Annotated in this window: 24 protein-coding genes and 3 pseudogenes; 12 read left to right on the plus strand and 15 right to left on the minus strand. The window is 63.4% G+C overall.

The annotated features are described in order from the left end of the window. Positions 1 to 69: 69 nt before the first annotated feature. Positions 70 to 918, minus strand: coding sequence for a LysR family transcriptional regulator (locus tag BLU35_RS15505; RefSeq protein ID WP_176907273.1), 849 nt, complete (start codon positions 916 to 918; stop codon positions 70 to 72). A 127-nt stretch (positions 919 to 1,045) separates the two neighbouring features. Here BLU35_RS15505 and BLU35_RS15510 point away from each other — a divergent pair, with 127 nt between their 5' ends. The 5 genes from BLU35_RS15510 (at position 1,046) to BLU35_RS36660 (ending at position 7,060) form a co-directional block, all read left to right on the plus strand. Continuing rightward, positions 1,046 to 1,669 carry a cysteine hydrolase family protein gene (locus tag BLU35_RS15510; protein WP_093233628.1) on the plus strand — a complete coding sequence of 208 codons (624 nt, stop codon included), beginning with the start codon at positions 1,046 to 1,048 and terminating at the stop codon, positions 1,667 to 1,669. Positions 1,670 to 1,846: 177 nt separating this feature from the next. Further along, positions 1,847 to 3,196: an efflux RND transporter periplasmic adaptor subunit gene (locus tag BLU35_RS15515; RefSeq protein ID WP_093233629.1), complete on the plus strand. Its 1,350-nt coding sequence runs from the start codon at positions 1,847 to 1,849 to the stop codon at positions 3,194 to 3,196. Positions 3,197 to 3,204: 8 nt separating this feature from the next. After that, positions 3,205 to 5,148, plus strand: a complete 1,944-nt coding sequence (locus tag BLU35_RS15520) for a MacB family efflux pump subunit (protein ID WP_093233630.1) — start codon at positions 3,205 to 3,207, stop codon at positions 5,146 to 5,148. A gap of 197 nt (positions 5,149 to 5,345) precedes the next feature. Further along, positions 5,346 to 5,657, plus strand: coding sequence for a hypothetical protein (locus tag BLU35_RS15525; RefSeq protein WP_093233631.1), 312 nt, complete (start codon positions 5,346 to 5,348; stop codon positions 5,655 to 5,657). 77 nt (positions 5,658 to 5,734) lie between these two features. Further along, positions 5,735 to 7,060 carry a nucleotidyltransferase family protein gene (locus BLU35_RS36660; RefSeq protein WP_353615033.1) on the plus strand — a complete coding sequence of 442 codons (1,326 nt, stop codon included), beginning with the start codon at positions 5,735 to 5,737 and terminating at the stop codon, positions 7,058 to 7,060. Between the two features lie 45 nt (positions 7,061 to 7,105). Here BLU35_RS36660 and BLU35_RS15540 read toward each other — a convergent pair whose 3' ends face one another. Further along, positions 7,106 to 7,429 (minus strand): hypothetical protein, encoded by a 324-nt coding sequence (locus BLU35_RS15540; RefSeq protein WP_143032931.1) that lies wholly within the window; start codon positions 7,427 to 7,429, stop codon positions 7,106 to 7,108. A gap of 26 nt (positions 7,430 to 7,455) precedes the next feature. Here BLU35_RS15540 and BLU35_RS15545 point away from each other — a divergent pair, with 26 nt between their 5' ends. Next, the gene (locus tag BLU35_RS15545) at positions 7,456 to 8,349 is read left to right on the plus strand and encodes a LysR family transcriptional regulator (protein ID WP_093233634.1); all 894 of its coding nucleotides are present in this window, start codon (positions 7,456 to 7,458) and stop codon (positions 8,347 to 8,349) included. 24 nt (positions 8,350 to 8,373) lie between these two features. On the opposite strand, the gene BLU35_RS15550 is transcribed toward BLU35_RS15545, so the two are convergent. Continuing rightward, positions 8,374 to 8,961 (minus strand): hypothetical protein, encoded by a 588-nt coding sequence (locus BLU35_RS15550; RefSeq protein WP_093233635.1) that lies wholly within the window; start codon positions 8,959 to 8,961, stop codon positions 8,374 to 8,376. Positions 8,962 to 8,976: 15 nt separating this feature from the next. Continuing rightward, on the minus strand, positions 8,977 to 9,384 hold the full coding sequence (locus BLU35_RS15555; RefSeq protein WP_093233636.1) for a GFA family protein: 408 nt from the start codon (positions 9,382 to 9,384) through the stop codon (positions 8,977 to 8,979). A 169-nt stretch (positions 9,385 to 9,553) separates the two neighbouring features. On the opposite strand from BLU35_RS15555, the gene BLU35_RS15560 reads away from it, so the two are divergent. Continuing rightward, a complete protein-coding gene (locus BLU35_RS15560; RefSeq protein ID WP_093233637.1) occupies positions 9,554 to 10,303 on the plus strand; it encodes an SDR family oxidoreductase in 750 nt (249 codons plus the stop codon). An 83-nt stretch (positions 10,304 to 10,386) separates the two neighbouring features. On the opposite strand, the gene BLU35_RS15565 is transcribed toward BLU35_RS15560, so the two are convergent. Next, on the minus strand, positions 10,387 to 10,842 hold the full coding sequence (locus BLU35_RS15565; RefSeq protein WP_093233638.1) for an Lrp/AsnC family transcriptional regulator: 456 nt from the start codon (positions 10,840 to 10,842) through the stop codon (positions 10,387 to 10,389). Between the two features lie 118 nt (positions 10,843 to 10,960). Here BLU35_RS15565 and BLU35_RS15570 point away from each other — a divergent pair, with 118 nt between their 5' ends. After that, the gene (locus BLU35_RS15570) at positions 10,961 to 11,947 is read left to right on the plus strand and encodes a nucleoside recognition domain-containing protein (protein WP_093233639.1); all 987 of its coding nucleotides are present in this window, start codon (positions 10,961 to 10,963) and stop codon (positions 11,945 to 11,947) included. 199 nt (positions 11,948 to 12,146) lie between these two features. On the opposite strand, the gene BLU35_RS15575 is transcribed toward BLU35_RS15570, so the two are convergent. Together BLU35_RS15575 and BLU35_RS15580 are read right to left on the minus strand one after the other, a co-directional pair. Beyond that, on the minus strand, positions 12,147 to 12,377 hold the full coding sequence (locus tag BLU35_RS15575) for a type 2 periplasmic-binding domain-containing protein (RefSeq protein WP_353615034.1): 231 nt from the start codon (positions 12,375 to 12,377) through the stop codon (positions 12,147 to 12,149). Next, entirely contained in the window at positions 12,349 to 13,053 is a 705-nt protein-coding gene (locus BLU35_RS15580) for a LysR family transcriptional regulator (RefSeq protein WP_093233641.1), read from the minus strand. Before BLU35_RS15580 ends, BLU35_RS15575 begins: the two co-directional genes overlap by 29 nt. Positions 13,054 to 13,283: 230 nt before the next feature. On the opposite strand from BLU35_RS15580, the gene add reads away from it, so the two are divergent. Beyond that, a complete protein-coding gene (gene add / locus BLU35_RS15585) occupies positions 13,284 to 14,306 on the plus strand; it encodes an adenosine deaminase (RefSeq protein WP_093233642.1) in 1,023 nt (340 codons plus the stop codon). Between the two features lie 456 nt (positions 14,307 to 14,762). Here add and BLU35_RS35935 read toward each other — a convergent pair. The 4 genes and pseudogenes from BLU35_RS35935 to ftrA form a co-directional block, all read right to left on the minus strand. Then, a pseudogene (locus BLU35_RS35935) lies at positions 14,763 to 15,110 on the minus strand (transposase); the annotation flags it as partial. Positions 15,111 to 15,390: 280 nt separating this feature from the next. Beyond that, positions 15,391 to 15,699: pseudogene (locus BLU35_RS15595) on the minus strand (IS91 family transposase); the annotation flags it as partial. Between the two features lie 10 nt (positions 15,700 to 15,709). Continuing rightward, a pseudogene (locus BLU35_RS15600) lies at positions 15,710 to 16,614 on the minus strand (tyrosine-type recombinase/integrase). A gap of 296 nt (positions 16,615 to 16,910) precedes the next feature. Next, positions 16,911 to 17,948, minus strand: coding sequence for a transcriptional regulator FtrA (gene ftrA, locus BLU35_RS15605; RefSeq protein WP_502688156.1), 1,038 nt, complete (start codon positions 17,946 to 17,948; stop codon positions 16,911 to 16,913). Between the two features lie 86 nt (positions 17,949 to 18,034). On the opposite strand from ftrA, the gene BLU35_RS15610 reads away from it, so the two are divergent. Together BLU35_RS15610 and BLU35_RS15615 are read left to right on the plus strand one after the other, a co-directional pair. Next, positions 18,035 to 18,466: a rhodanese-like domain-containing protein gene (locus BLU35_RS15610; RefSeq protein WP_093233643.1), complete on the plus strand. Its 432-nt coding sequence runs from the start codon at positions 18,035 to 18,037 to the stop codon at positions 18,464 to 18,466. A 199-nt stretch (positions 18,467 to 18,665) separates the two neighbouring features. Beyond that, the gene (locus BLU35_RS15615) at positions 18,666 to 19,145 is read left to right on the plus strand and encodes a hypothetical protein (protein WP_143032932.1); all 480 of its coding nucleotides are present in this window, start codon (positions 18,666 to 18,668) and stop codon (positions 19,143 to 19,145) included. 347 nt (positions 19,146 to 19,492) lie between these two features. On the opposite strand, the gene BLU35_RS15620 is transcribed toward BLU35_RS15615, so the two are convergent. Together BLU35_RS15620 and BLU35_RS15625 are read right to left on the minus strand one after the other, a co-directional pair. Next, complete coding sequence (locus BLU35_RS15620; RefSeq protein ID WP_093233645.1) at positions 19,493 to 20,725, minus strand: HlyD family secretion protein; 1,233 nt, start codon at positions 20,723 to 20,725, stop codon at positions 19,493 to 19,495. 3 nt (positions 20,726 to 20,728) lie between these two features. After that, a complete protein-coding gene (locus BLU35_RS15625) occupies positions 20,729 to 21,169 on the minus strand; it encodes a hypothetical protein (protein WP_176907275.1) in 441 nt (146 codons plus the stop codon). A gap of 270 nt (positions 21,170 to 21,439) precedes the next feature. On the opposite strand from BLU35_RS15625, the gene BLU35_RS15630 reads away from it, so the two are divergent. Further along, positions 21,440 to 22,165 (plus strand): class I SAM-dependent methyltransferase, encoded by a 726-nt coding sequence (locus tag BLU35_RS15630; protein ID WP_093233646.1) that lies wholly within the window; start codon positions 21,440 to 21,442, stop codon positions 22,163 to 22,165. Between the two features lie 25 nt (positions 22,166 to 22,190). Here the strand turns inward: BLU35_RS15630 and BLU35_RS15635 are convergent, their stop codons facing one another. Both BLU35_RS15635 and BLU35_RS15640 read right to left on the minus strand, forming a co-directional pair. Further along, positions 22,191 to 22,643: a hypothetical protein gene (locus BLU35_RS15635; protein WP_143032933.1), complete on the minus strand. Its 453-nt coding sequence runs from the start codon at positions 22,641 to 22,643 to the stop codon at positions 22,191 to 22,193. A gap of 170 nt (positions 22,644 to 22,813) precedes the next feature. Further along, on the minus strand, positions 22,814 to 24,082 hold the full coding sequence (locus tag BLU35_RS15640; RefSeq protein WP_093233648.1) for an NAD(P)/FAD-dependent oxidoreductase: 1,269 nt from the start codon (positions 24,080 to 24,082) through the stop codon (positions 22,814 to 22,816). Position 24,083: the final 1 nt, after the last annotated feature.

Raw genomic sequence — 24,083 nt, forward strand, 5'->3', positions numbered from 1 at the left:
TTGTCCCATTTGGCATAGAACTTTCAAGCCTAGCTCGGAAGAGTTGCAGAGGGTGGCAAAGCCGAACGCCTACCGCCACCCCCTCATCGCCTCCTCGATGAAAGCCGCCACCGCCGCCACGCTCTGCACGCGCGCCCTCTCCGGATGCATCATCAGGAAGACCGGACGCTCGGCTGTCGTCTCCGGTTCGTCCACCGCTTCGAAGCGGGGGTCGCGCCTCGCGGAGACCTCCGGCAGCATCAGCTCAGTGCCGAGCGAAAGCGCCGCCTCCATCAGGATTTCCAGCTTGTCGGCGGTCAGCGCTACGCGCGCCTCTGGCCGAAGCCGGTCAAGCGCCTGCATCTCCGGCACGTGGGCAAGCGCCGGGCCATAGCGCACCACGGGACAAGGCCCCGTCCCTAACCCCTTTGGCCGGAAAAGCCGGAAGCGAAGCGTGCCGAGGCTTTGAACCCGCACCGAATCCTCACCCGTGCGCGCCATGCGGATGGCGATATCGGCCTCGCGCCGCTCAATGCTCAGCATCTGGTTGTCGGCAACGAGATCAAGGGTGAGGCCCGGATGGCGCTGCTCAAGGCGGGCAAGCGACGGCGCCAGGATGGCGCTCAGCACGAAGCCGATGCTTGTCACCCGTACCTGGCCCTTCAATTCCGCCGTCCGCCGCAAAAGCGTCGCGAGCGACAGCGACGCTTCTTCGGAGATCGTCCGCAACCGCTCGACAACAGGGGCAAGCACCGGCGTCGGTGTCAGCCGGCCGTCGATGCGGTCGAAGAGTGCTGCCCCCACCCGCCGCTCCAGCGCTGCGAGCCTGCGCGAAACCGTCGTCTGGTCGACGCCGAGCGAGCGGGCGGCCTGGCTGAGCGTCGCGCCGCGCACCAGATGATCCAGCAGCTCGAGATCTGCCCACGTCCCTGCATTCATGCAGATCATTCTCCGAAAACTTCGGGTCACTCTGCATCAATGCAGTCGCTAAGATCAAGCCCGTCGACAGACCGCTTTGACGACCCGGTTCACAACGGCCACTTCGACCAAACCAAGGAGCCTTCCCATGTCCGATTCCGCCACCCTTTCGCCCGCCGCCCCGGCAACCCTCTTCGCGCTCGCCGGCGTCACGCTCACCCCGCCGCCGCTTGGTGATGCGACGCTGATCCTGATCGACTATCAGAACGAATACCTGGCCGGCCCCTTGCGGCTTTTCGAACCGGAAGCCGCGGTCAAGAAGGCGCGCGAGCTCTTGCTTGCAGCCCGTGCCGCGGGCGCCAAGATCATCCATGTCGCCCATCGGGGTTCGGCCGGCGGCGTGTTCGACAGGGCGCAGCATCGCGGCGCGATCGTCGATGCGCTGGCGCCGCTTGCAGGTGAAACCGTCGTCGAGAAGCCGCGGCCCAACGCCTATTCGGGTACCGACCTTGCCGAGATCGTCGGTCCGGCCGGCACGCCTGTTATCATCGCCGGTTTCATGACGCACAATTGCGTGTCCTCGACAGCCCGCGCCGCCAAGGACCTGGGCTACGGCATCACCATTGCGGCCGACGCCTGCACCACCCGCGACCTGCCCTCGCCGAACGGAACCGTCTCGGCGCGCGCCCTGCATGATGCAGAGCTCGCCGGCCTTGCCGATCACCACGGCGCCGTCGTCGATGTGGCTGTGCTGGTTGCCCCGCGGGGCTGACAAGCTCGCCCTTCGCAATCGAAACTCGGGCGTCCACCGATCGTGGACGCCCTTTGTTTCCCCGCAGATGACGAAGATTACGAAAATATAATGATCTCAATGCTTTTCGCCGCGTCCATTCGCTTCTATTTTTGACCTATCCATTTTGGCATCGACGATGCCGGTTAGGCGCAAGCGATGAACAAGACAGCAAAGACGGCGCGAGCCGACACCACCCCCCGCGACGACGCGGCTCCCAACGTCACCTTCATTCCCGGTGCGGTGCAGAAGCTGAAGCGCAAGCGTCGCAGCCGGTCCTGGCTTTGGCTGCCGGTCGTTCTCGCCGTTGCCGGTGCCGGCTATTACGGCTGGGTGCGCTACGGCGAGGAACCGGCAACGGCTGCTATGGTGACCGATGTGGTGACGCGCGGCGACATCGAAAACAGCGTCACCGCCGTCGGCACGCTCGACGCGGTCAAATCCGTCGATGCCGGCGCGCAGGTCTCCGGCCAGTTGAAGGCGCTGCATGTCGAAATCGGCGACAAGGTCACTCAAGATCAACTGGTCGCCGAGATCGACCCGGCAACGATCGAGAACCGCATCGAGATCGACCAGGCGGAGCTCGCCAATCTCCAGGCGCAACTCATCTCCAAGAAGGCGCAGCTCGTTCTGAAACAGGCCAATATCGACCGTCAGCGCAATCTCGTCGAAACCAAAAGCGTGGCGCAATCGACGCTCGACCAGGCGATCGCCGATCTCGCCGCGGCTGAAGCCGATGTCAACGCCATCGAAGCGCAGATCCGCAAGCAGCAGGCGACGCTTGCCGGCGACAAGGTCGATCTCGGCTACACCAAGATCTATGCGCCGATGACCGGCACCATTGTCGCCAACCCGGCGAAAGAAGGCCAGACGCTGAACGCCAACCAGACGACGCCGACCATCGTCACCATTGCCGACCTCTCGACCATGACGGTGAAGGCACAGGTTTCGGAAGCCGACGTTACCCGGCTGAAGGTCGGCATGGAGGCCTATTTCACGCTGCTCGGCCAGCCGGGCAAACGCTTCGTCGGCAAGCTCCGGCAGATCCAGCCGATGCCTGACACCGCCAACAACGTCGTGCTCTATTACGCCCTCTTCGACGTCCCCAATCCCGAGGGCGAGCTGATGATGTCGATGAGCGCGCAGGTGTTCTTCGTGCAGGCTGCCGCCAAGGACGTGCTGATCGTGCCGAGCGCCGCGCTGAGCCAGCCCGCCAAGGGTACCGCCGAAGCGGCCGGCCAGGGAAGCGGCCGACGCGACGGCCAGGGCAATGGCCAGGCGGGCGGCGCACGGGGTGAAGGCCGCAAGGCGCAGGTCACCGTCGTCGCCGCCTCCGGCGCACTCGAAACGCGAGACGTCGAAGTGGGTATCCGCAATCGCGTCAGCGCCGAGATCAGGAGCGGCCTTAAAGAGGGCGAGAAGATCGTGGTCAGCACCGGTTCCGGCAGCAGCGGCAACGCCCGAGACGGCCGAAGCCAGCGCGGCATGCGCATGCCGCCGATGTTCTGAGGTTGGCCATGTCCCCGCTCATCTCGCTCAAGCACGTCAGCAAGACCTATTTCAACGGCGATCTCGCCGTCGAGGTCCTGCACGGCCTCTCGCTCGATATCGAGGCGGGCGAGTTCGTGGCGATCGTCGGCCAGTCCGGCTCCGGCAAGTCGACGCTGATGAACATTCTAGGCTGCCTCGACCAGCCGACCGGCGGCGACTACCTGATCGACGGCGAGAGCGTAGCCGATCTCGACACCGATGAGCTGGCGGCGCTGCGCCGCCGCACCTTCGGCTTCGTCTTCCAGAGCTACAACCTCATCCCGACGGCAAGCGCGAAGGAGAATGTCGAGGTGCCGGCGGTCTATGCCGGCATGTCCGCGCGCGACCGGCACGACCGCGCCGAGGCGCTGCTCGAAGCGCTGAAGCTCGGCGAGCGGCTCGACCATCGGCCGAACCAGCTCTCCGGCGGCCAGCAGCAGCGCGTCTCCATTGCGCGCGCGCTGATGAACGGCGGCCGGGTGATCCTCGCCGACGAGCCGACCGGCGCGCTCGACAGCCAGAGCGGCTCGGACGTGATGGCGCTCTTACGCGACATGAACAACCAGGGCCACACGATCATCGTCATCACCCACTCGCGCGAGGTCGCCGAGCAGGCCGTCCGGCTGATCGAGATCCATGACGGCCGCATTGTCGCCGACCGCGCCAAGAAGAGCCGTAGCAATGCCGAAGGCGCAGCAGCGCTTGCCCACCATGTCAGCGAGGGTTCGGCGGCAATCGCCGATGTCACCGAAGCGGTCAAGATGGCGTTCCGGGCGCTGAAGGCCAATCTCTTCCGCACCATCCTGACGCTTCTCGGCATCGTCATCGGTGTCGGCTCTGTCGTCGCGATGCTGGCGATCGGCACCGGCGCGCAGGATTCGGTGCTGAGCCGCATCTCTTCCATGGGGTCGGACCTGCTCGTGGTACGCCCCAGCATGGCGAATTTTCGCGGCAGCGCCGGCGGCAGCAACGTGACGCTGGTCCCGGCCGATGCCGATGCGATCCTCGAAGTGCCGAACGTCGCCTTCGCCGTGCCCGAGATGACGAGCTCCGTCACGCTTCGCCACGGTAACATCGACTACCAGACGACCGCCAACGGCACCGTGCCCCAGTTCACGACGGCAAAATCCTGGAAAATGGCGAGCGGCGAGTTCATCAACCAGAACGACATGGACACTTACGCACCTGTCGCCGTCCTCGGCCAGACGGTGGTGAAAACCCTCTTCCCCGATGGCGACAATCCGATCGGCCAATATGTGCTCGTCAACAAGATCCCCTTCCAGGTGATCGGCGTGATGGCGGAAATGGGCGCGACGTCTTTCGGCAACGACCAGGACGACGTGGTGCTGGTGCCGCTGACGACGGGCAGCATCCGCCTCTTCGGCCAGCGCAACATCAGAACCATCACCGTGCAGGTGAAGGACGGCTCGGCGATCGACATAACCCAGCAGACGATCCAGGCGCTGCTCGACCAGCGCCACAAGCGCCAGGACACGCAGATCACCAACATGTCCTCGGTGCGCGAGGCCTTCACCGAGACCTCCAATACGCTGAAGCTGTTCCTGGGTTCCGTCGCCGCGATCTCGCTCTTGGTCGGAGGCATCGGCGTCATGAACATCATGCTCGTCTCGGTCAGCGAGCGCACCCGCGAGATCGGCGTGCGCATGGCGACCGGCGCCCGCCAGCGCGACATCCTGCTGCAGTTCATCATCGAGGCCCTGGTCGTCTCGGCGATCGGCGGCGCGCTCGGCGTGCTGCTCGGGCTCGGCACCGGCGCGCTTGCCGGCCAGTTCGGCATGCCCGTTTCCTTCACGCTCGGACCCGTGGCGCTCGCGTTTACCTGCGCCTTCCTCACCGGCCTCGCCTTCGGCTTCCTGCCCGCCCGCAACGCCTCACGCCTGCAGCCGGCGGTGGCGCTGAGTGCGGATTAAGCGGCGCGCGGCCCTCGGCGGGGCCGTGGACAAATCGAGTGCCACCACCGAAGATAGCAACCGGGCAACCGGGATGATTCGCGACGTGGAAAGCGTTTGCAGTACTTTGCGGGCTGATTTTCTTTTTTCTCCTGTCATTGGCTTTTGTCACGTTGCCACCTGAAATAGCACGCCAGCTGTCGTCCGCCGACCGAGCGATGTTCTATGTAGGTCTGGTCGTGGAATTTGCGGTCACAATAGGGCTGTTTGCCTACGCCTTCGACCTGACGATCCCGCCCTTTCCGCTGTGGCGGCCGTTCAGTTGGTTTCTCGCTGGCTGGTGCCTCTACACCTCGCTGGCCAAGGTTTGGGACCTCGTCTCACTCATCACCGCACCCCAAGGCGGAGACGAAAGTCTCCTGTCAGGGTTTTTCGGTTTGTTGCTCTTGCTTCTGCTCAACTACTTCGGCTGGCTCGGAGTCTGGCGCTACGGGCAGCGTGTGTCGCAGCAGCAGGCGCGGGCAAGCTAGAAAACGGAACGTTCGGGAACGGCGTGAAGACTGGACAATCCCGTGCGGTCGCAGGCGCGGGAAAGCAGGAGGTCAAGGTGGTCAACCTCGTCCTCTACAGCGATCAGCTTTTCCCGAAATGTTCGGCGATCGATCGAAGGCTCGTGGAAATGCTTGAGGCGCTTGGGCCGGGACGCCGCATCGCCTATGTCGCATCCGGCCCGGAGCCGGACCGCAGCTTCTTCCTTGCTGCCCGGTCCTATTACGGCCGATACGGCCTCGACCTCGCGCCGTTCTTCGATCTCGACCAGCCGCATCCGCCAGACGACTTCGCCGCGCTTTTCGCCTGCGACGCCATTCATCTTTCAGGCGGGCATACCGGCGGATTTCTCGAACGGCTGAAGCAAAGCCGCATGCTCGGCCCGATCCGAGACTGGGCGCTCGCCGGCGGCATCCTCATCGGCGTCAGCGCCGGCGCCATTCTCATGGCCCTGACGATCGCGACCGATGCGCTGTTTATCGGCCTGAGGCCCGAGGACATTGCAGACGGCGACGCGCTCGATCTGGTGCCGTTCGCGTTCTTTCCGCATCTCAGCGACGACGACACCCACCTGCCCGCGCTCTTGCGCTACAGCACGCATACGGCACAGCCGATCGTCGCCTGCAACGATGGCGACGGCATCGTCGCCATCGTTGCAGGCGGGTCGAATGTTTTGGAGATCCCGTGTGGATCGCCGCTGGATCCGTGCAAACGGCGGGCGATATCAGGCTCGACGGATTCTCGATATCCAAGGCGTGGCATGGCAGATCCTGAGATCCTCTCACACCGAAGGCAACATCCGATGCGCGAGCACGAGGAGCTGCGGGCCATCGTCCTCAAGAGCCCGCTACTTTCTCCGATCCTCGGAAACTGGGAGAAGATTGCCCTGCCGGCTGGCTGGCTGGTGGCCGGGGCAATCGCACAAACCGTCTGGAACCATGCCTTCGATTTGCCTCCCACACATGGGATCAGCGACATCGACATCGTCTATTTCGACGGTGACGACCTTTCCGAAGAGGCGGAGGCCGCGCACGCCACCCGGATCGGAAACCTGTTCACTGACTGGTCCGTCCGGATCGATGTCAAGAACGAGGCGCGCGTTCACCTCTGGTATCAGGAGAAGTTCGGCAGCCCCATCAAGCCCTATAGCTCGATGGAAGAGGCCATCGCGACATTCCCGACCACAGCAACCGCCGTCGGCATTCGCCCGTCATCGCGCGGTCTGGACGTATGTGCGCCCTTCGGCCTTGGCGACCTGTTGGCCCCCATCGTGCGGGCCAACAAGAGCCAGATCACGCGCGAGGTATATGAGCGCAAGGTCAATCGGTGGAGCGCTCTTTGGCCGTGTCTCCGGATCGAACGCTGGGATGAGAACCCTGATTGAGTCAAGGCTTTCACACATTTGGCCGGCAACCCTCGCCTCGCCGCTTCAAGCGGCGAAATGGTCGCCGATACCTGCAGCGACTACATCGCCCCGCACAGCCTCGGCATGCCGTGTGGGCATTGCGCTTTCTCGCGCCCGCACCGGGGCTGCCTTGCGCCTTCCAAGCTGCGCCTCGGCCTGTTTGATGCCGATGTCGGCAAGGCGCTCCGCGTCCAGTTCGCGCAACTGCTGCAACTGCCAGTACCGCGACTGCGGCGAGGCGACGAGATAAAGGCCGATTTCCCGGAACATGTCGAACACCCATGTTTTGTTTCTCACCATGGGCACAGTCTGCGCCTCGACATTCCATAAAAGAAGCTTAGCTTTCATATCCAACGCATAAGAGAAACTTTGATATGAGCGCTCTCGATCTCGATTATCTCAAAACCTTCACGCTGGTCGCCGAACTCGGCAGCTTCTCGGCGGCCGCCGAGCGCCTGGGACTGACGCAGCCGGCAATCAGCCTGCAGGTGCGGGCGCTGGAAAAACAGCTCGGCGTGCGCCTGGTCGAGCGCGTCGGCCGCACGGCAAGGCCAAGTGCCGCCGGCGAGGAACTGCTTGCCCATGCCGGCCGCATCGAGGCTGCAACCAGCCAGGCCATCGAAGCGGTGGCGCGCCATGCCAAGGGCGTTCTTGGCCGGGTGCGGCTCGGCACCGGCGCCACCCCTTGCGCCTTCCTGCTGCCGCCGCTGCTCGCCGATCTCAAGCGCCGCTTCCCCGACCTCGACATCACGGTAACGACCGGCAACAGCGCCGACATCGTCCGGGCGGTCGATGAAAACCTGCTCGATATCGGGCTGGTCACCCTGCCCGTCACCGGCCGCATTTTCGATGTCGCGCCGCTCTTCGACGAACGCTTCGTCGCAATCGCCCCTCTGGGAACCGATCTCCCCGAGAGCGTGACCGCAAAAACCCTGGCGAAGTACCCGATGATCCTCTACGAACCCGGCGCCAACACCCGCCGGATCACCGATGAATGGCTGGCGTCGGGCGGCACCGACGTCAAACCGCTGATGTCGTTCGGCAGCGTCGATGCGATCAAGGAAATGGTCGCCGCCGGCCTGGGTGCTGCCCTCGTTCCGGAGATCGCGCTGCGCGCCGGGGATCGCGAACGGCTGGAGGTGCGGCAAGTTACGCCGCCCTTCTCACGCCGCTCCGCCCTGGTGCTTCGCCGCGACAAGCGGCTCGATCGGGCGCTGCGCGAAACGCTGGCCGCCCTAAGGACGTTGGCGAATCTGGACGAAGACTAGCTTCATCGTCCTTGAGAAGTTTCACTAGGGCCTACCAGCCCCTATCGATGCCACCTCTCGGGGACGGCACCGTTCGAGATCACGCATTGCGTCCAGTTCCTGCAAGAGTTTGAAGCCGACGTAGTCACGGCGCGAGAACTGCCAGCGGTAGTAGCAGTCCCAATAGCTGGTAACTCGGTCACAGGTGAGCTTATAAAACACCGGGTTCGCCCTGATAAATGTCGAGACGACGTCCCCGTCCAGGTCGGGCAGAGCCGCTTGGATATCCCGGACGATTTCAACGACGTATTCGCCGATCAGCGCGATGACGAAGGGAATGGACCAGGGCTGATTGATGCGAAGGACTTCTTGCAGAGCGGCCTGGCGTTGGAAGCCGTCCGTGCTGCGCGTGAGCAAGCAAAGGGCCATCTGCCGCTCGAACAGGCTCAGTCCCGGGAACTCCGGCCTTGCCGATAGATGAACTCGGTTGGGTATGCGCAAGGTCTCGCCGAGAATGTTGACCGAAAACTGGCCGGATACATAGTCGGAATTCAACCTGAGTGCCGAAACAGCATTCACGGACTGACAGCGAAGTGCGATCGGGAAAGCCTCAGGAAACGTATTTTCCACCATCAATCAATTCCAGCCCTACAAATGCCGCACCTCGGCCGGCATCGAACCCCAGTTGTTGTTGAGCCCATCGCAATAGGTCACGGGGGCTGAGACTAACTCGTCAATATCGACGCCATCGAGGCAGGCGACGTTGATGTTGTAGTAGGTCTCGTTGGTCATGTTCGGCGCGTCGATGCGCTCGAATGGCCTGACGCCGCACTGGCTGCAGAAGAAATGATGGGCGACCAGGTTGCGCCCGCGATAGTCCGTCAACGCCTCCTCGCCGGCGATCAGCCGGAAAGCCTCGGGCTTCACCACCACCGACCAGAGCCGCATCTTCACGCAGATGGTGCAATTGCATTTCCCGGTGCCGGCGCTGATGTCCATGTCCGCCTCGATGCGCACCGCGCCGCAATGGCAGCTCCCCCGATAGGTCTTCAGCATCCCGTTCCTCCCTGCCCCTCTTGGCGGCTCGGACTATGCCACCGGCCCCGCCGATTGAAAACCGTCGTCCCTCAACCGTCTTCCGAATTGAGTGGACGGAAATCGGGTGGGCGCTGCCATCCGCCGGCAGTAGTCAGGGCGCACTTCAACCAAGAGAAGGGATAAGTCCATGACCATGCTGCAAGACAAGATCGTTATCGTCACCGGTGCCTCCTCGGGCATCGGCCGGGCGGTCGCCAAGCTCTTCGCCGCCGAGGGTGCGAAGATCGTCGCCAATGCCCGCGGCGAAGCGCAGCTTATGGCGGTTGTCGAAGCGATCCGCGAGGATGGCGGCGAAGCGATCGCCGTCAGCGGCGACGTCACCGACGAAGCCACCCATATCCGGCTGGTGGAAGCGGCCCTGAAACATTTCGGCGGTCTCGATATCGCCGTCAACAATGCCGGCGCCGTCAACGTCATGAAGCCGGTCGCCGAGATCACCGCTTCGGAATGGCAGCAATCGCTTGCCACCAACCTCACCTCCGCCTTCCTCGGCGCCCGCCACCAGATCCCGGCCATGCTGAAGCGTGGCGGCGGATCGCTGGTCTTCACCTCCACCTTCGTCGGCACCAGCGTCGGCATCCCCGGCATGGCCGCCTATGGTGCGGCGAAGGCCGGGCTGATGGGACTCGTCAAGGGCATCACTGCCGACTATGGCGCAAAGGGCATCCGCGCCAATGCCCTGCTCCCGGGCGGTGTCGATACGCCCGCAGGCGGCAGCAAGGAACAGAAGGAATGGGTCGCCGGCCTGCATGCGATGAAGCGCATTGCCCAGCCGGAAGAAATTGCCCAGGCCGCCCTCTTCCTCTCCGGCCCGATGGCAAGCTTCGTCTCCGGTGCGGCGCTCTTTGCCGATGGCGGCAATGCTGCGGTGAAGTGACGGTCGCGACAGTCTTGTGCGCCGGGGCACGTTGCCCCGGCGCGAACCAAGCGCGCGGCGATACCGAGTGTCCCGATGCGACCCTACCCCAGCGGAATCTCCGTCGTCTCCTTGCCGGTGCGGATCACGAACGCCGTGTAATAGCGCGCAACGTTGCTCTCTTCCTTGAAAAGCCGCTCGGTCAGCGCGTCGAGCTCGTCCATGTCTTTCAGTCGCAGCATCAAGAGCGCATCGGTCTCGCCGCTGACGCTATAGGCCTGGATCACCGCCGGCTCCTTGGCGGCCATGTCGAGGAAGCGGCGGACGAATTGTTCGCCGTGACGCTCGAGCTCCACGGTAATGATCGCCTTCATCGTTCGCCCGGCCTTTGCCGGATTGAGGACAGCGACAATCCGGTCGATGACGCCGGTCTGGTGAAGGCGCCTTATGCGGCGCAGGCAGCTTGACGGCGAAAGGCCGACTTCAGCCGCAAGCTCGGCATTGGTGCGCGAGGCATCCTCCTGCAGCAGCCTCAGAAGCTTGCTGTCGATCTTGTCCATGCCGAATCCTCCCACTTGTGGCGCCGTGCAATTTTATTGCATGAAAGTGCATATTTTGACCACAACTGCGAAGGGCCTCGCGCTAGTCCTTGGACAACACATTCAAGGAGACACCGTCATGGCCGTTCACATGATTTTCTACCGCAAGACGCTCGCCACACTCGAAGTCTACTTTGACCTGGTCCGCATCATCGTGCCGGTCACGATCGTTACCCATGTGCTGCAGGAACTCGGCGTGATCCGCGCGGTCGCACCCGCCTTCGAGCCGCTGATGACACTCGTCGGGCTGCCGCCAGAGCTTGCCTTCGCCTGGCTGACCGGCCTGCTTGTCGGCATCTGGGGCGCCGTCGTCGTTGTCTTCGCGCTGGTCCCGGTCTCGGAGCTGACGACTGCCGACATGACCGTCTTTTCGGCATTGATGCTGGTGGCGCATGCCATCCCGATCGAGCAGCGCATCATCCAAAAGGCCGGGCCGAGCTTCCTCGTCACCGGAGCATTCAGGATTGGCGGCGGCCTCGTCTTCGCGGCATTGCTACACCAAGTCTTCGCGGTAACCGGATGGCTCACCACGCCGCTGAATCCCACATGGATACCGGTCAACGAGGGCTCCGGCTGGCTCGCCTTCGGCTTGAGCACGCTGAAGACGCTCGCCACCATGCTCGTGGTGCTGCTCGCCTTGAGTTGGACGATCGAGATTCTGAAGCTCGTCGGCATCCTCGGCTGGCTGAACCGGGGCATGGCGCCACTCTTCCGCCTTGCGGGCATCCAGTCGCAAACGGTGCCCTTCGCCGCCGTCGGCGTGCTCCTCGGTATCTCCTACGGTGGTGCACTGCTGATCCGCGAGGCCCGCGAAGCCAAGGTCGAGCCGCGCCAGGTCTTCCTCGCCTGCGTCTTCATGGGCTTTGGCCACAGCCTGATCGAAGACACATTGGTGGTCGTCGCGCTGGGCGCGGATTTCACCAGCGTCTTCTTCGGGCGTCTCGTCTTTGCCATCGCGGCAACAGCCATCGTCGCCCGGATCATCGTCTCGGCGCCGGACGCCGTGTTCTTCCGGTCCTTCTTCCGCAGGGACAGTGGCCAGATGGCGCCATCGGAAGCAGGCTAGCGGTTGAAGCAAGTCCAGGAAATGTGTGAAACGGTTTTCCTGGACTTGCTTCACTTTGAAAATGCGGTATCGCAAATGCCACCAGCGGCACGGCCCGCCCCTCGATCGATCCCGACGAGGGCCGTAGGACAGCTTTGGATCCGAGGCGGTCGTTCCTGATGACGAACTTGGATGTCCTGAATACGCTTGAAAGCTGCCATCAGGCTCCTTTGAGACCATCCAGCGTCAAGGCGATGATGCGTACGTAGTCGCGAGTGGTCGGGTTGAGGGCCTTGGCGTCACGCGCCGCGACTGAAAGCAACTCAAACAGGCGCGCGCCTGCGATAGGCTTGAAAAGGAGGCTTTTGGCGCGAACCTCACTGAAGACGTCGACGGGTGTGAGAATGCTGACGCCACCACCCTCAGCGACCATCGCTTTCAGAACAGTCACGGAGTTGGTCACTACCGCTCTGATTGGTGGCCTGCGGGAGCGCTCGAGCCATTTCGTCCACGACCGGCCCCATTGTCAGCGTGTTGTCAACAACGATCAAAGGATACTCAAGCAGATCCTCGAGATGCAGCTCTGCGCGGCTCGCCAGTGGATGGTCCGGCCGCATGACGGCGCCTCGTTGCACACGCACCTCATGCATCACCTTAAGGCCGATGTCTTGCGGCGCATTGAAGGTGATGGCGAGGTCGATCTCGTTGGCCATCAGCCGAGCGGTCAACTCGGCTGTGCTGCCGACGATCGCGCGAAGCGATGCGTCGGGATGACGCAACTGCAATTCGCTGAACGTCCGCGGCAGGAATTCCGCGGCCAGGCACTCCATCAAGCCGATGCGCATTTGGTGGCCGCCCGTCCCTTTTAAGTGTTCGACGGAAGCCAAAGTCCGTTGGTTGTCGCGTTGCCATTCCCTGACCTGCTCGACGATGATTTTTCCAGCTTCTGTCAACCGCATCCCGCGAGGCAACCGCTCGAAAAGCTGTGTGCCAAGCTCGGCTTCGAGATTCAGGATTTGGCGGTTAACTGCCGATGGGGCCGAGTTGACGCGTTCAGCAGCGCGGCGGATTGAACCGTAGCGCGCTACCATTTCGAGCACCTTGGCTGCCTGCGTGGTTAGGGGCATCGGCACGATCCACCTTACTGTCCTATTTTTGCGAACATTATGCACGAGTCTATGCGCTTGTCGTCACTCCTGATGCGTGTAGCTTTGGCTCCATGACAAAAGACCTTCTCGTCACAGCAGATAACTAAGTGCCAAGCTGACCCTTCAACGCCGGCACCAGAATCCGTGCCTGCGTCTGAACTTCCGACGATAACAGGAGGGCGCCCTCGACCGGCGCGCGATGTATGCAAATGAACAGCCCCGCAAAAGCAAAACAACACACCTCGCTGTGCGCCCTGCCCAAGGCAGAGGTACATGTCCATCTCGAGGGGACTTTCGAGCCCTCCATCTTGGAGAAATGGGCGGTTGAAGCAGGAGTGGCGATGCCGAGGCCGCGCGAACGCTTGCTGGAATTCGGTGGGCTTGCTGACTTCCTGCATTTTCTCGACTGGGCGTGCGGTCTTGCAAACACAGCGGACCGATTGTCCGAGCTGGCCTATGCCTTCTGCCAGCGCCTCGCTGCCGACGGCACTGGCTATGCCGATGTCATTATCAATCCGACCCACTGGAGTGCGTGGCACGGGCGAACCAGGGCCATGATCGAAGCCCTCGATGCTGGCTTCACCGCAGCGGAACAGGATGGCCTCCCGACGGCGAGGCTTTGCATCAGCTTGCTACGCACCCAGACAGCGGATGAAGCCGCCGAAATGGTTGACCAGCTCGTTGAATGGTGCCACCCGCGCGTGGCAGCTCTATCGATCGACGGTAATGAGGCTGCCGCCGGGCGCACCGGTCCGCGCTTTGCTGACGCCTTCCGCCGCGCAGGTGCCGCTGGATTGCGGCGCACCGTTCATGCCGGCGAATCGAGCGGACCCGAGGGTGTGCGCGACGCCATCGAACTTCTTGGCGCAGACCGGATTGATCATGGTGTGCGTGCAATCGAAGACGAGAGAGTCGTGGCGCTGCTTGCGGAGCGCGGCATACCGCTCGGAATCTGTCCGACTTCCAATCTGACGCTCAACGTCTACCCATCGATGGATGCCCATCCAATCGAGCGGCTCCGCAAAGCCGGAGTGCGTGTCTCGGTGAACACTGATGATCCGAGCCTTCTCGCAACAAACTTGCCGTCGGAATATGAACTGGCCCGCTCCACCTTCGGCTGGACGGACGCAATCGTGCGCGAAGTGGCTCGGACGTCGATCGACGCGAGCTTCGCGGATGCCGACACCAAGGCGCTGCTGAAGTCTCAGCTTTCGCTTTGGCCATCGGATTGAATTGGTATCTGCAGCGGACTGTGTTTGCTCAATTCAGGTCTCAGATAAGCGATTTCGAGACAACCGGACATTCAATTCAGCGCAACGCAGGTCAGGAAGTGTGATGGGTTTCGGATGCCGGCATCCACGTGATGGCCTGGCACCGGGCCGGCGTCCGAAAGCCTCCAGGGAAGGAACCCGCGGGATGGGGAGCGCGGTTGCCGGTCTATGGGGATTTGTCGTTTTCGTTGGGTGCTGCTCGGCCGAACTGATGCGGCAGACGGGTGGCAATGATCATGTTGACGGTGGAGCCAACCTCGCGGGTGCTGCGCATGCTGCGGCCTGGTGGCTGCAGGGCGGTCGATTTTGGTGTGTTGCGTTGCGACGTTCGGCGCCGGCGCACGACGTTAGCCTTCCGGGGCCGATGAGGTCCCTGGGCAGGAATGGTGCGTGACGGGCGGGTCGCGGTCATGGCGTTTAGGCCCCGCTTGTTGAGGCGGCGGATGGCGGTGCTCGGCCTTGGTTGTCGCGCTCGAAGGTCTCGATGATGATCATGCGCCCACCGCAGCATGGACAGGGCGGCCGCCAGTCGGGCGGGGCAGCAGTATCGGCATCATCGGATCGGCCGACTTCAGGCTGGGGCGCGGCGAGAAGCATGCGGGCGCGCGCGATATTTGCCGCGCAACCGGCGCTGGCAAGCAGTCCATAGTGACGGATGCGATGGAAGCCCGTGGGCAGTACGTGAAGCAGGAAGCGGCGAATGAATTCATCTGGATCGAGCGTCATGACCCGATAGCGCTCGTCACCGCTGCGACGGTAGTCCTCACATGAGGGTCATCACGTCAAGCCGAGGAATCACGGCGGCATTGTTCGTTCCTTATTCGGAGACGGCATCCACGGTCTGAGCCCGATTGTGCGACACTGCCCGAAACCGGGCCTGGTCAACCTCACATCCGGTCGCCGCCCTTGGCGGCTGCACCAACATCCCGCTTTCGGCGGGCAAGGGCTCAGAAGGACGCGACCATTCTTGTAGGCGGCTTGCTTAGCCATAGACTACCACGGTTCGTCCCCCTGGATCCGTCAGGGCTGATCAGGCCCTGGGGACCGGCAGCGTGAAAACGATATGGAAGTAGCCGACGGGCAGCAGATCGGCCTGGCGCGCGGCGAGCCATTCCCTTGCCGCTGCACCCTGGCACCTGGGGCAGTGCCGATTGCGGCAACTGTTGTAGGCGATGCGGCTATGGCCGCAGTCCTCGCATGCCTCGACGTGACCGCCGAGGGTTGCGGTGCGGCAGCTCTCGATCGCCGACATTACCTTCAACTGGCCGAGGCTCAAGTGACCGGCATGGGCCGCGCGCCAGGCGGCGCCATGGCGGTGGAAGATATCGGCGACCTCCAGGAACGGGCGGCTCACCGCCGCCGCGTCACGCGTCCGGTTTGGTCTCGTCCGCTGCCAGAAGTCTGATCCGGTCGAGCGGGCTCATCACGGCGCGGATGGTCTTGGTGGCGACGCGGGCATAGAGCGCGGTCGTATCTTGGCATGGCCGAGCAGCACCTGGATGACGCGGATGTCGACGTCTTGCTCCAGCAGATGCGTGGCGAAGCTGTGGCGCAGCGTGTGCGGCGTCACCCGCTTCTTGATCTTGGCGGCTTCCGCGGCGGCATGGACGGCGCGATTCATCTGCCGCGTGGAGAGTGGCGTGATCGGGTTGCGGCCCGGAAACAGCCAGCCGTGCGGCAGCATTACGCCGCGGCGCTTGCCCTCGCGCCACCAAGCCCGCAGTAACTCGAGCAGTTGCGGCGACAGCATGGCGTGGCGATCCTTGCGCCCCTTGCCCTGTTCGACGCGGATCAGCATGCGTGTCGAGTCGACATCGGTCACCTTGAGCGCCACGATCTCCGACACCCGCAACCCGGCGCCATAGGCCGTGCAGAGGGCAGCCTTGTACTTCGGCCCCGGCGCGGCTTCGAGCAGCCGCGCCACCTCTTCGACGCTCAACACCAGCGGCAGCTTGCGCGGCTGATGGATCAGGGTCAGGCGGCGAGACAGATCAGGCCGGTCGATCGTCACAGTGAAGAAGAAGCGCAGCGCCGAGACCGAGCTGTTGATGCTCGGCGGCTGCATGCCCACCTGGGTCTGGTGCAACTGGAAGCGGCGCAGATCCTCAGCCGTCGCCGTGTCGGGGGAGCGGCCGAGGAAGGCGGCAAGCGCCTTCACGCAACGGATGTAGTCACGGCGCGTGGCCTCGGTGAAGCCGCGCATGGACATGTCTTCGATCATGCGCTCACGAAGCGCGCTGCCGGATGGATTCGAAGGGACGACGGTCATCGGATGCTCCTCTCAAGCTGAAGGTTGACCCCTTCATGCTCGGAGCTCTCCGGCCGCCCGTCACCTCTGTTCGATCAAAGCCTCACCGATGCCGTCAACGAGGCACACGCCTCAAAGCCCGCGCCCCTCCCGCGCGAGCGGGTTCGTTCGTTGGCGCAAAGCTGTCGCTGGAACTTGCCCCCAATTTGCTGCACGATCGCGTAAAATTGAGCAATTCCAGGAAAAGCGTGCAGCGGTTTCCGCCCGGAATGCGTCACGTCAAACAGGATCGCGGCGGCGTGGCTCACGCCACCCGATCACTCCGCGGCGACCTCGGCAGGCACACCCGCCTGCCCCGCCATCCGCCCAAACGTCGCGCGGTAGGCGGCAGGTGTCGTCGAAAGCTGCTGGCGGAAGTGGTGGCGCAGCGTCTGGGTCGAGCCGAAGCCGGAAGCTTCGGCCACCTGCTCCATGCCGAGCGCGGTTTCCTCCAGCAATTGCCGGGCGCGCGAAAGCCGCTCGTTCAAAAGCCAGCGCGCCGGCGTCGTGCCGGTCGCGGCCTCGAAGCGGCGAAGGAATGTGCGCTCGCTCATGCCCGCCGCCTTTGCCAGCACGGCGATCGAGAAGTCTTCACCCAACCGTTCGCGCATGCGATCGAGCAAGGGCCCGAGCCGGGCGCTCTCATGCACATCAGGCACCGCCCGCTCGATGAACTGCGCCTGGCCGCCGTCGCGGTGCGGCGGCACGACCAGGCGGCGAGCCACGCGGTTGGCCGCCTCGCTGCCGAAATCGCGGCGGATCAGATGCAGGCAGAGGTCGATGCCGGCGGCACTGCCGGCAGACGTCAGCACCTGCCCGCTATCGACATAGAGCACATCGGGCACCACCTCGATGTCAGGATATAACGCCCCAAGCTTGTCGGTATAGCGCCAGTGGGTCGTCGCCCTCCGGCCCGAAAGCAGTCCTGCCGCCGCCAGCACGAAGACGCCGGAACAGATGGAAAGGACGCGCGTGCCGCGCTGATGCGCATCCCGCAGCGCCTGGCAGACTGCCTCCGGCACAGGTTGGTCCGCGCCGCGCCAACCGGGCACGATGATCGTGCCGGCCTCGGCCAGAAGCTCGATGCCGCCATCGGCCACAAAGCGCACGCCGCCGGTTGCCCTCAGCTCGCCGGGATCGACCGAGGCGACGGCGAAGCGATACCAGTCCTCGCCCATTTCCGGCCGCGGCAGGCCGAACATCTCGACGGCGACGCCGAACTCGAAGGTGCAGAGCCCGTCATAGGCGAGTGCCACGACGAGCGGATTTTGGAGCGATTGGGTAGCGGAAAACGACTTTGGCATGATCTTGAGCATATATGGCAATATTGCCAACTGCCAGCCCTCATCAGGCGCTGCTACATATCTCTTCGTCAACACGCACCGAGCCAAGGAGAGCCCCGATGAGCTACGTCACCGAAACCCCCGCCGCTTCCCCCGAGATTGCCATTGCCCATTTCGCCGGGCGCCTCAGCGTCGAGACCGATTGCGCCGACGTCGCCCATGCGCTGAAGAGCGGGCAGCAGGATTTCGTGCTCTTGCATGTGGTCGGCTCGGATGCGGCTTACGCTCGCCGCCATGTGCCGGGCGCGATCCACCTGCCCCACCGCGAGATCAGCGCCGAGCGCATGGCCGAGTGGCCCGAAGATACCATCTTCGTCGCCTACTGCGCCGGCCCGCATTGCAACGGCGCCGATCAGGCCGCGCTCAAGCTCGCGCGGCTCGGCCGCCCCGTGAAGATCATGATCGGCGGCATCACCGGCTGGGAAGATGAAGGCTTCGCCTTCGCCACCGGCGCAGCACCGGGGGAAGCGCAGGCCCTGCTCGCCGCCTGAGCGCCGGTCAGCGCAAAATCGCTACGCACTTTGGACCGCTGGATAATTGTCCCTAAATGGGTTGCTATCCAAGGAATCTGCAGCAAGGCGGGCGTCCCCGCGGGCCTTCCGTAACCCACACCTAACAGGTCACCCCTTTGCACGAGATGTCGAGATGAACGCATCACCCCTCACCGTCCGCCCCTTCGAACGCCCCGACGTGACCGATGTGCTGGGGCTGATGCGCGGCCTTGCAATCTTCGAAGGTTACATCGACAAATTTTTCGTGACCGAAGCGGATCTCATCGAACACGGGCTTGGCGATAACCCGCGCTTCGGCGTGCTGGTCGCGGATCTCGGCGGTCGTGCAGTCGGTATCGCCGTACACTATGTTATCCCGTGGACCTACGATCTGAAGCCGGCGCTGGTGCTGAAGGAACTTTTCGCTGATGAAACAGCACGTTCCTCGGGCGCAGGCGCCGCATTGATCGCAGCTTTGAAGCCACGCCGCCAGGATCGGCGCGCCGCGCATCAACTGGACCGTGCTGGCGACCAACGACGCCGCCAAGCGTTTTTACCGACGCGAAGGCGGCAGCCACGATGCGATCTGGGAACCCTGGACGATGCCGGTGGAGATCACCGCGGATGGCGGCGAAAGCTAGCGATCAGCCTGGCCATGGGCCGAAAAAATGGCGTCTAACCCCGGCAAAGCCTTTCTAATCCGCTTGGGCAAGTCATCGCGCGGCCCTGCCTAGCTCGAATTGACTACTCAAATGCCCCTTAAATTATATTGATTTCAGACCCCGCTTTTGTCAAACTGCACCTGTAATTGCACACCGCAAACATACAATCCCCGGAAGAGTAGTGTGGTTGCGTTTTTATTGCCGTGCAGTTGCTTTATTTGTTTTTATTGCGCGCCTGAGCCTCCGTTCCCCGCGGAGGCTCAGTTCATTTGAGGAACAGGAAAAGAGAAAGGGCCCCGACCAGTTCCGGTCGGGGCCCTTATATTGACTGCCGTAGGGGCACCTCAGAGGCTACACCGCCCCCTCAATGCCCGCCGAGCACCAGCGTCTGCACCGGCAGCATCAAAGCCTGCATGCGCAGGATCATCGCATGGACGAGGCCCACGGCGTCGACCACGTGCAGATAGGCCCAGCGGGCGGTGCTGATATCGGGCGACTCGAGCTCGTCATGGCTGTTGGTATAGGCATTGGCGATGCAGCTGCTGCCGGGCGGAATGTCCTCGAGCACGCCGGGATAGAGCGGCTCCATGACCACGGTCAGCGTACCGGGCTGCGAGATCTGGGTGACGTCGATCAGCTGGTCGCTCGCCCTCACCTGGCCGGAGGCGATCACGTCCTGCACGTCGGTGACGACAAGGGGAATGATGGTGAAGGGCTTGCCGATGCAGGTGGCCTCGCCGATCATGCCGACCTTCATCACCTGCGCCTCGATCTGCCCGAAGCCAGCGACCAGCTGCGCCCGGCCGGCATCTTCAGGGACGAGAACGCCCGCTGGCCGCAGAAGCGGATTGACGACCTCGCCGACCCGGAGTGCGAACTGCTGCACCCGGCCGGACACGCCGGCGCGCACGGTGGTCTTGCTAATATCGACCTCCGCCTCCTTCAGGGCCGCTTCGGCGCTCGCCTTTTGCGAAGGCAGCAGCGACGAGAGCTTCGTCTCCAGCGTCTGCTTGTTGGAAAGGACAGCGGTGAGTGCGCCCTTGCGCCCTTCGAGGTTGACCTGCCGACGCTCGATCTCGCGCCGTGCGACGACGTTGGGGTTCAGCTTGTTGAGTTCGACCTGGGTGTCGTACTCGTCCTGAGCCTGTTGCACGGCCGCCTGGGCTTCCACGATCGCGCCATCGGCGGCGACCAGCTCGGTGCGAGCGACGGCGAGCTCCGCTTCCACTTCGGCGATCTGGCGGCGGGCAACCTCGGCGGCGGCTTCCTGTTCGGAGCTGTCGAGCTTGAACAACGGCTGGCCGGCCTTCACCTTCTCGAAGCGCGTCGCATAGATTTCCGAAACGCGCCCGCCGGCTTCCGGCAGGATGGCGACCGTGCGGAACGCCGCGGTGACATTCTTCGTCGAGGGGTGGAAGTAGAAGATCAGCGTGATCAGCGAGATCGTCAGGATGATGCAGGCGGTGATGCCCCAGCGCAGTTCGAACCACACCGAATAGATGGTGATCTCCCGCCCGAACCTTTTGCCCTGGACATAGCGGCGGAAGAGATAGTCAGGAAGGATCGTCAGCATCGAGCAAAGCATGAATTCGAACATGGCTCAGGCCTTCCCTTCCATCGACGGCCGATCTGCAGGTACGGCCGGATGGCTCGCCACCGTCTCGGGCTCGGCCGGCACCGGTTCAGTTGATGCATCCACCTTGCCGGCGATCCTCTCCAGAGAGCGGGAGATCGACGAGAGCGGCGAGGAAAAGTCCGGCAGGTCGATCAGCGCCAGGATCAGCGCCGCGATCCAGAAGATGTTGTTGTGCGTGAGCAGCGAGATCAGCCCCAGCACCGCCACCAGCTCGTACTGCACCTTGTGGCTCTTGTGCGCCATGGTTTCCGGCAGCGAATGCAGTCTGAGATAGAAGGTGCCGAGGGCGAAGATCGCCAGGATCATGAAGACGACGACGACGTTGAACAGGACGTCGCTTTGTCCCGGCGCCGTGATGAATGCCGGCAAATGATGGATTGCAGTGGGATGGATGGCCTCGGACATTACGCCTCCACAAAACGGACTGGACCAAGAGAATCGTACATTAACACACCCCCAAAAAACACAAGTAAAACCTTGCACCTCAGCCGCAACTTGACCTTGCGGCGCTCGACGCCCTATCAGATCAACGCGCTAGCACTTTGAAATGCCGGAGGTTTCGAGCAGGATCCTTGCCGGCATGCTGTTCCCAAGGTAACGGCAAACGATGCCCGCTCGCCCTATCGCGCGCGGCAGACGACCGCGCTCTTGCCCATTGCCCCGAAGGAGACCGATATGGCCCAGAACATTTACGACAAGCCGGAATTCTTCGAAGGCTACAGCCAGCTCGGACGCTCGGTGCATGGCCTTGCAGGTGCTGCCGAATGGCCGGCGATTCGCGCCCAATTGCCGGATTTGTCGGGAAAACGCGTCGTCGATCTCGGTTGCGGCTTCGGCTGGTTCTCGCGTTTTGCCCGCGAGGCTGGTGCGGCCCAGGTGCTCGGACTTGATCTCTCGGAAAAAATGATCGCCCGCGCCAGGGCCGACACGTCCGATCCGGCGATCGACTACCGGATCGCCGACCTCGACCAGCTCGACCTCCCCGAAGAGAGCTTCGACTTCGCCTATAGCTCGCTCGCCTTCCACTATGTCGAGGATTTCGGCCGGCTCGTCACCACCATCCACCGGGCGCTCGTGCCCGGCGCCCACTTCGTCTTCACCATCGAGCACCCGATCTATATGGCGTCGCTCAATCCCGGCTGGCGGCTTGAGAACGGCGAGCGCACCTGGCCGGTCGATCACTATTCGGCCGAGGGACCACGCACCACCGACTGGCTGGCAAGGGGCGTGATCAAGCACCACCGCACGACAGGCACGACGCTCAACACGCTGATATCAACGGGCTTTGCCATCCGCCACGTAGAGGAGTGGCGCCCGACGGAAGAGCAGATCGCGGAGATCCCTGCCCTTGCCGAAGAAGTCGATCGCCCGATGATCCTGATCGTGAAGGTTGAGAAGTAGGTAGCCACTTTGGCCCACCCTCGCGTCACGAGCCTGAGAGGAATGTTTCCATCGCCGCGCTGCGGCACGCATGGGTGACCCCGATCAGGGCCGCTTCGCGACGAGAAACATTCGCTTTGTCCCAATAGGCCTGTCCGGATTTGGCGCTCGGCCTGGACGTCGTCTCCAACATCTCAGGGAGTGTTTTGTTCACGCACCCCAGGACGAGCGCACGTACCGCCTGAATGCCGCATTCAGCGCCGTGTGCGTTCAGGCGGCTTTGGGGCATTTCCTTGAGCTGTTGATCCACACCCCTCAGCAGGAAGGCGGTTTCGTCACGCGGGAACGCATTCGCCGAGAGCACCTTTTGCAGCCGGGCCCGTTCCGCCGTGTAGCTGATCTTGGGGCAGGACGGCGCGGCTTCGGCAGCCGATGCACTGAAACCGGCAAGTATGAAGACCATGGCATAAAGGCAGCCCAAGCGCTGATGTCTCGTCATCTGGATCCCCGACTCCCTGAAATGAGACGGGAACATAGAGATCAGAGCACCATCCAGAAAGTGCGAATCTGCAGCACCGCACGCCTTTGCCGACGCGCAGCGCTGTCGCTCTTTCGGAGTTGCCGCATGTTTGCCCTCCGGTCGGCTGGAAACATGCGGCATAGAACCCCTCAGCCCTTCTCCTTCAGCGTCTCCTTCTGGGTGATCAGCCGGGCGCTGTGCTGGCCGCTGAGATAGGTCCAGAACCAGCTCCACGCGACCGCGAAGCGGCTGCGCGTGCCGATCAGGAAGTAGATGTGGGCGATGCCCCAGATCCACCAGGCAAGCGCGCCCTTCAGCTTGAACCGGCCGAAATCGATGATCGCGGCGCGGCGGCCGATGGTGGCGAGGCTGCCCTGGTGGCGGTAGCGGAAATCGGCGGGCGGATTGTCGCCTGCAAGCCGCGCGCGGATGACATCGGCCACATAGGCGCCCTGCTGCTTGGCGGCGGGCGCAATGCCCGGCACCGGCTTGCCGCCGTCATAGGTAACCGAAGCCGTGTCGCCGATGACGAAGACATCGGGATGATCGGGTGCAGTCAGATCGGCGCCGACAATCGCCCGACCGGCGCGGTCAGCAGTGATATCAAGCCAGCGGGCAGCGGGTGACGCCTGGACGCCCGCAGCCCAGACGAGCGTGCGGCTGGCGACCAATTCCTCGCCGATCATCACGCCCTCTTCGGTGCATGATGTCACCGGCGTGCCGGTGCGAACCTCGACGCCGAGGCGCTCCAGTTCCTTGACCGCATAGGCCGAGAGATCCTCGCTGAACGCAGCGAGAATGCGCGGACCCGCCTCGACCAGGAGCACGCGCGTTTGCCGCGTATCGATGCGGCGAAATTCGTCTGGAAGCGTGCGATGCGCCATCTCGGCGATGATGCCGGCAAGCTCGACGCCCGTCGGGCCGGCACCGATGACGGTGAAGGTCAGGAGCGCTGCGCGGGCATCCGGATCCTCTTCCAGCTCGGCGCGCTCGAAGGCGAGCAGCACGCGGCGGCGGATCGTCGTCGCGTCCTCCAGCGTCTTCAGGCCGGGGGCGAAGGGCTCCCATTCGTCATGGCCGAAATAGGCATGCGTCGCCCCGGTCGCCAACACCAGCGTATCGTAGCCGATGCGCTTGCCGTCCCTGAGAACGACCGCCTTTTCGGCCGCGTCCACATCCGTCACCTCGCCGAGCAGCGTCGTCACCTCCGGCCGGTCGCGCCAAAGGCTGCGGATCGGCCAGGCGATTTCCGAGGTGGCGATCAGCGTCGTTGCCACCTGATAGAGCAAGGGCTGGAAAAGATGGTGGTTACGCCGGTCGATGAGGGTGATGCGAACCGGCGCGCCGGCGAGCCCTTTGACGAGCTGCAATCCGCCGAACCCGCCGCCAACGACGACCACATGATGCCTGTCCTGCATG

The organism is Sinorhizobium sp. NFACC03 (assembly GCF_900103435.1).
GTDB lineage: Bacteria > Pseudomonadota > Alphaproteobacteria > Rhizobiales > Rhizobiaceae > Ensifer.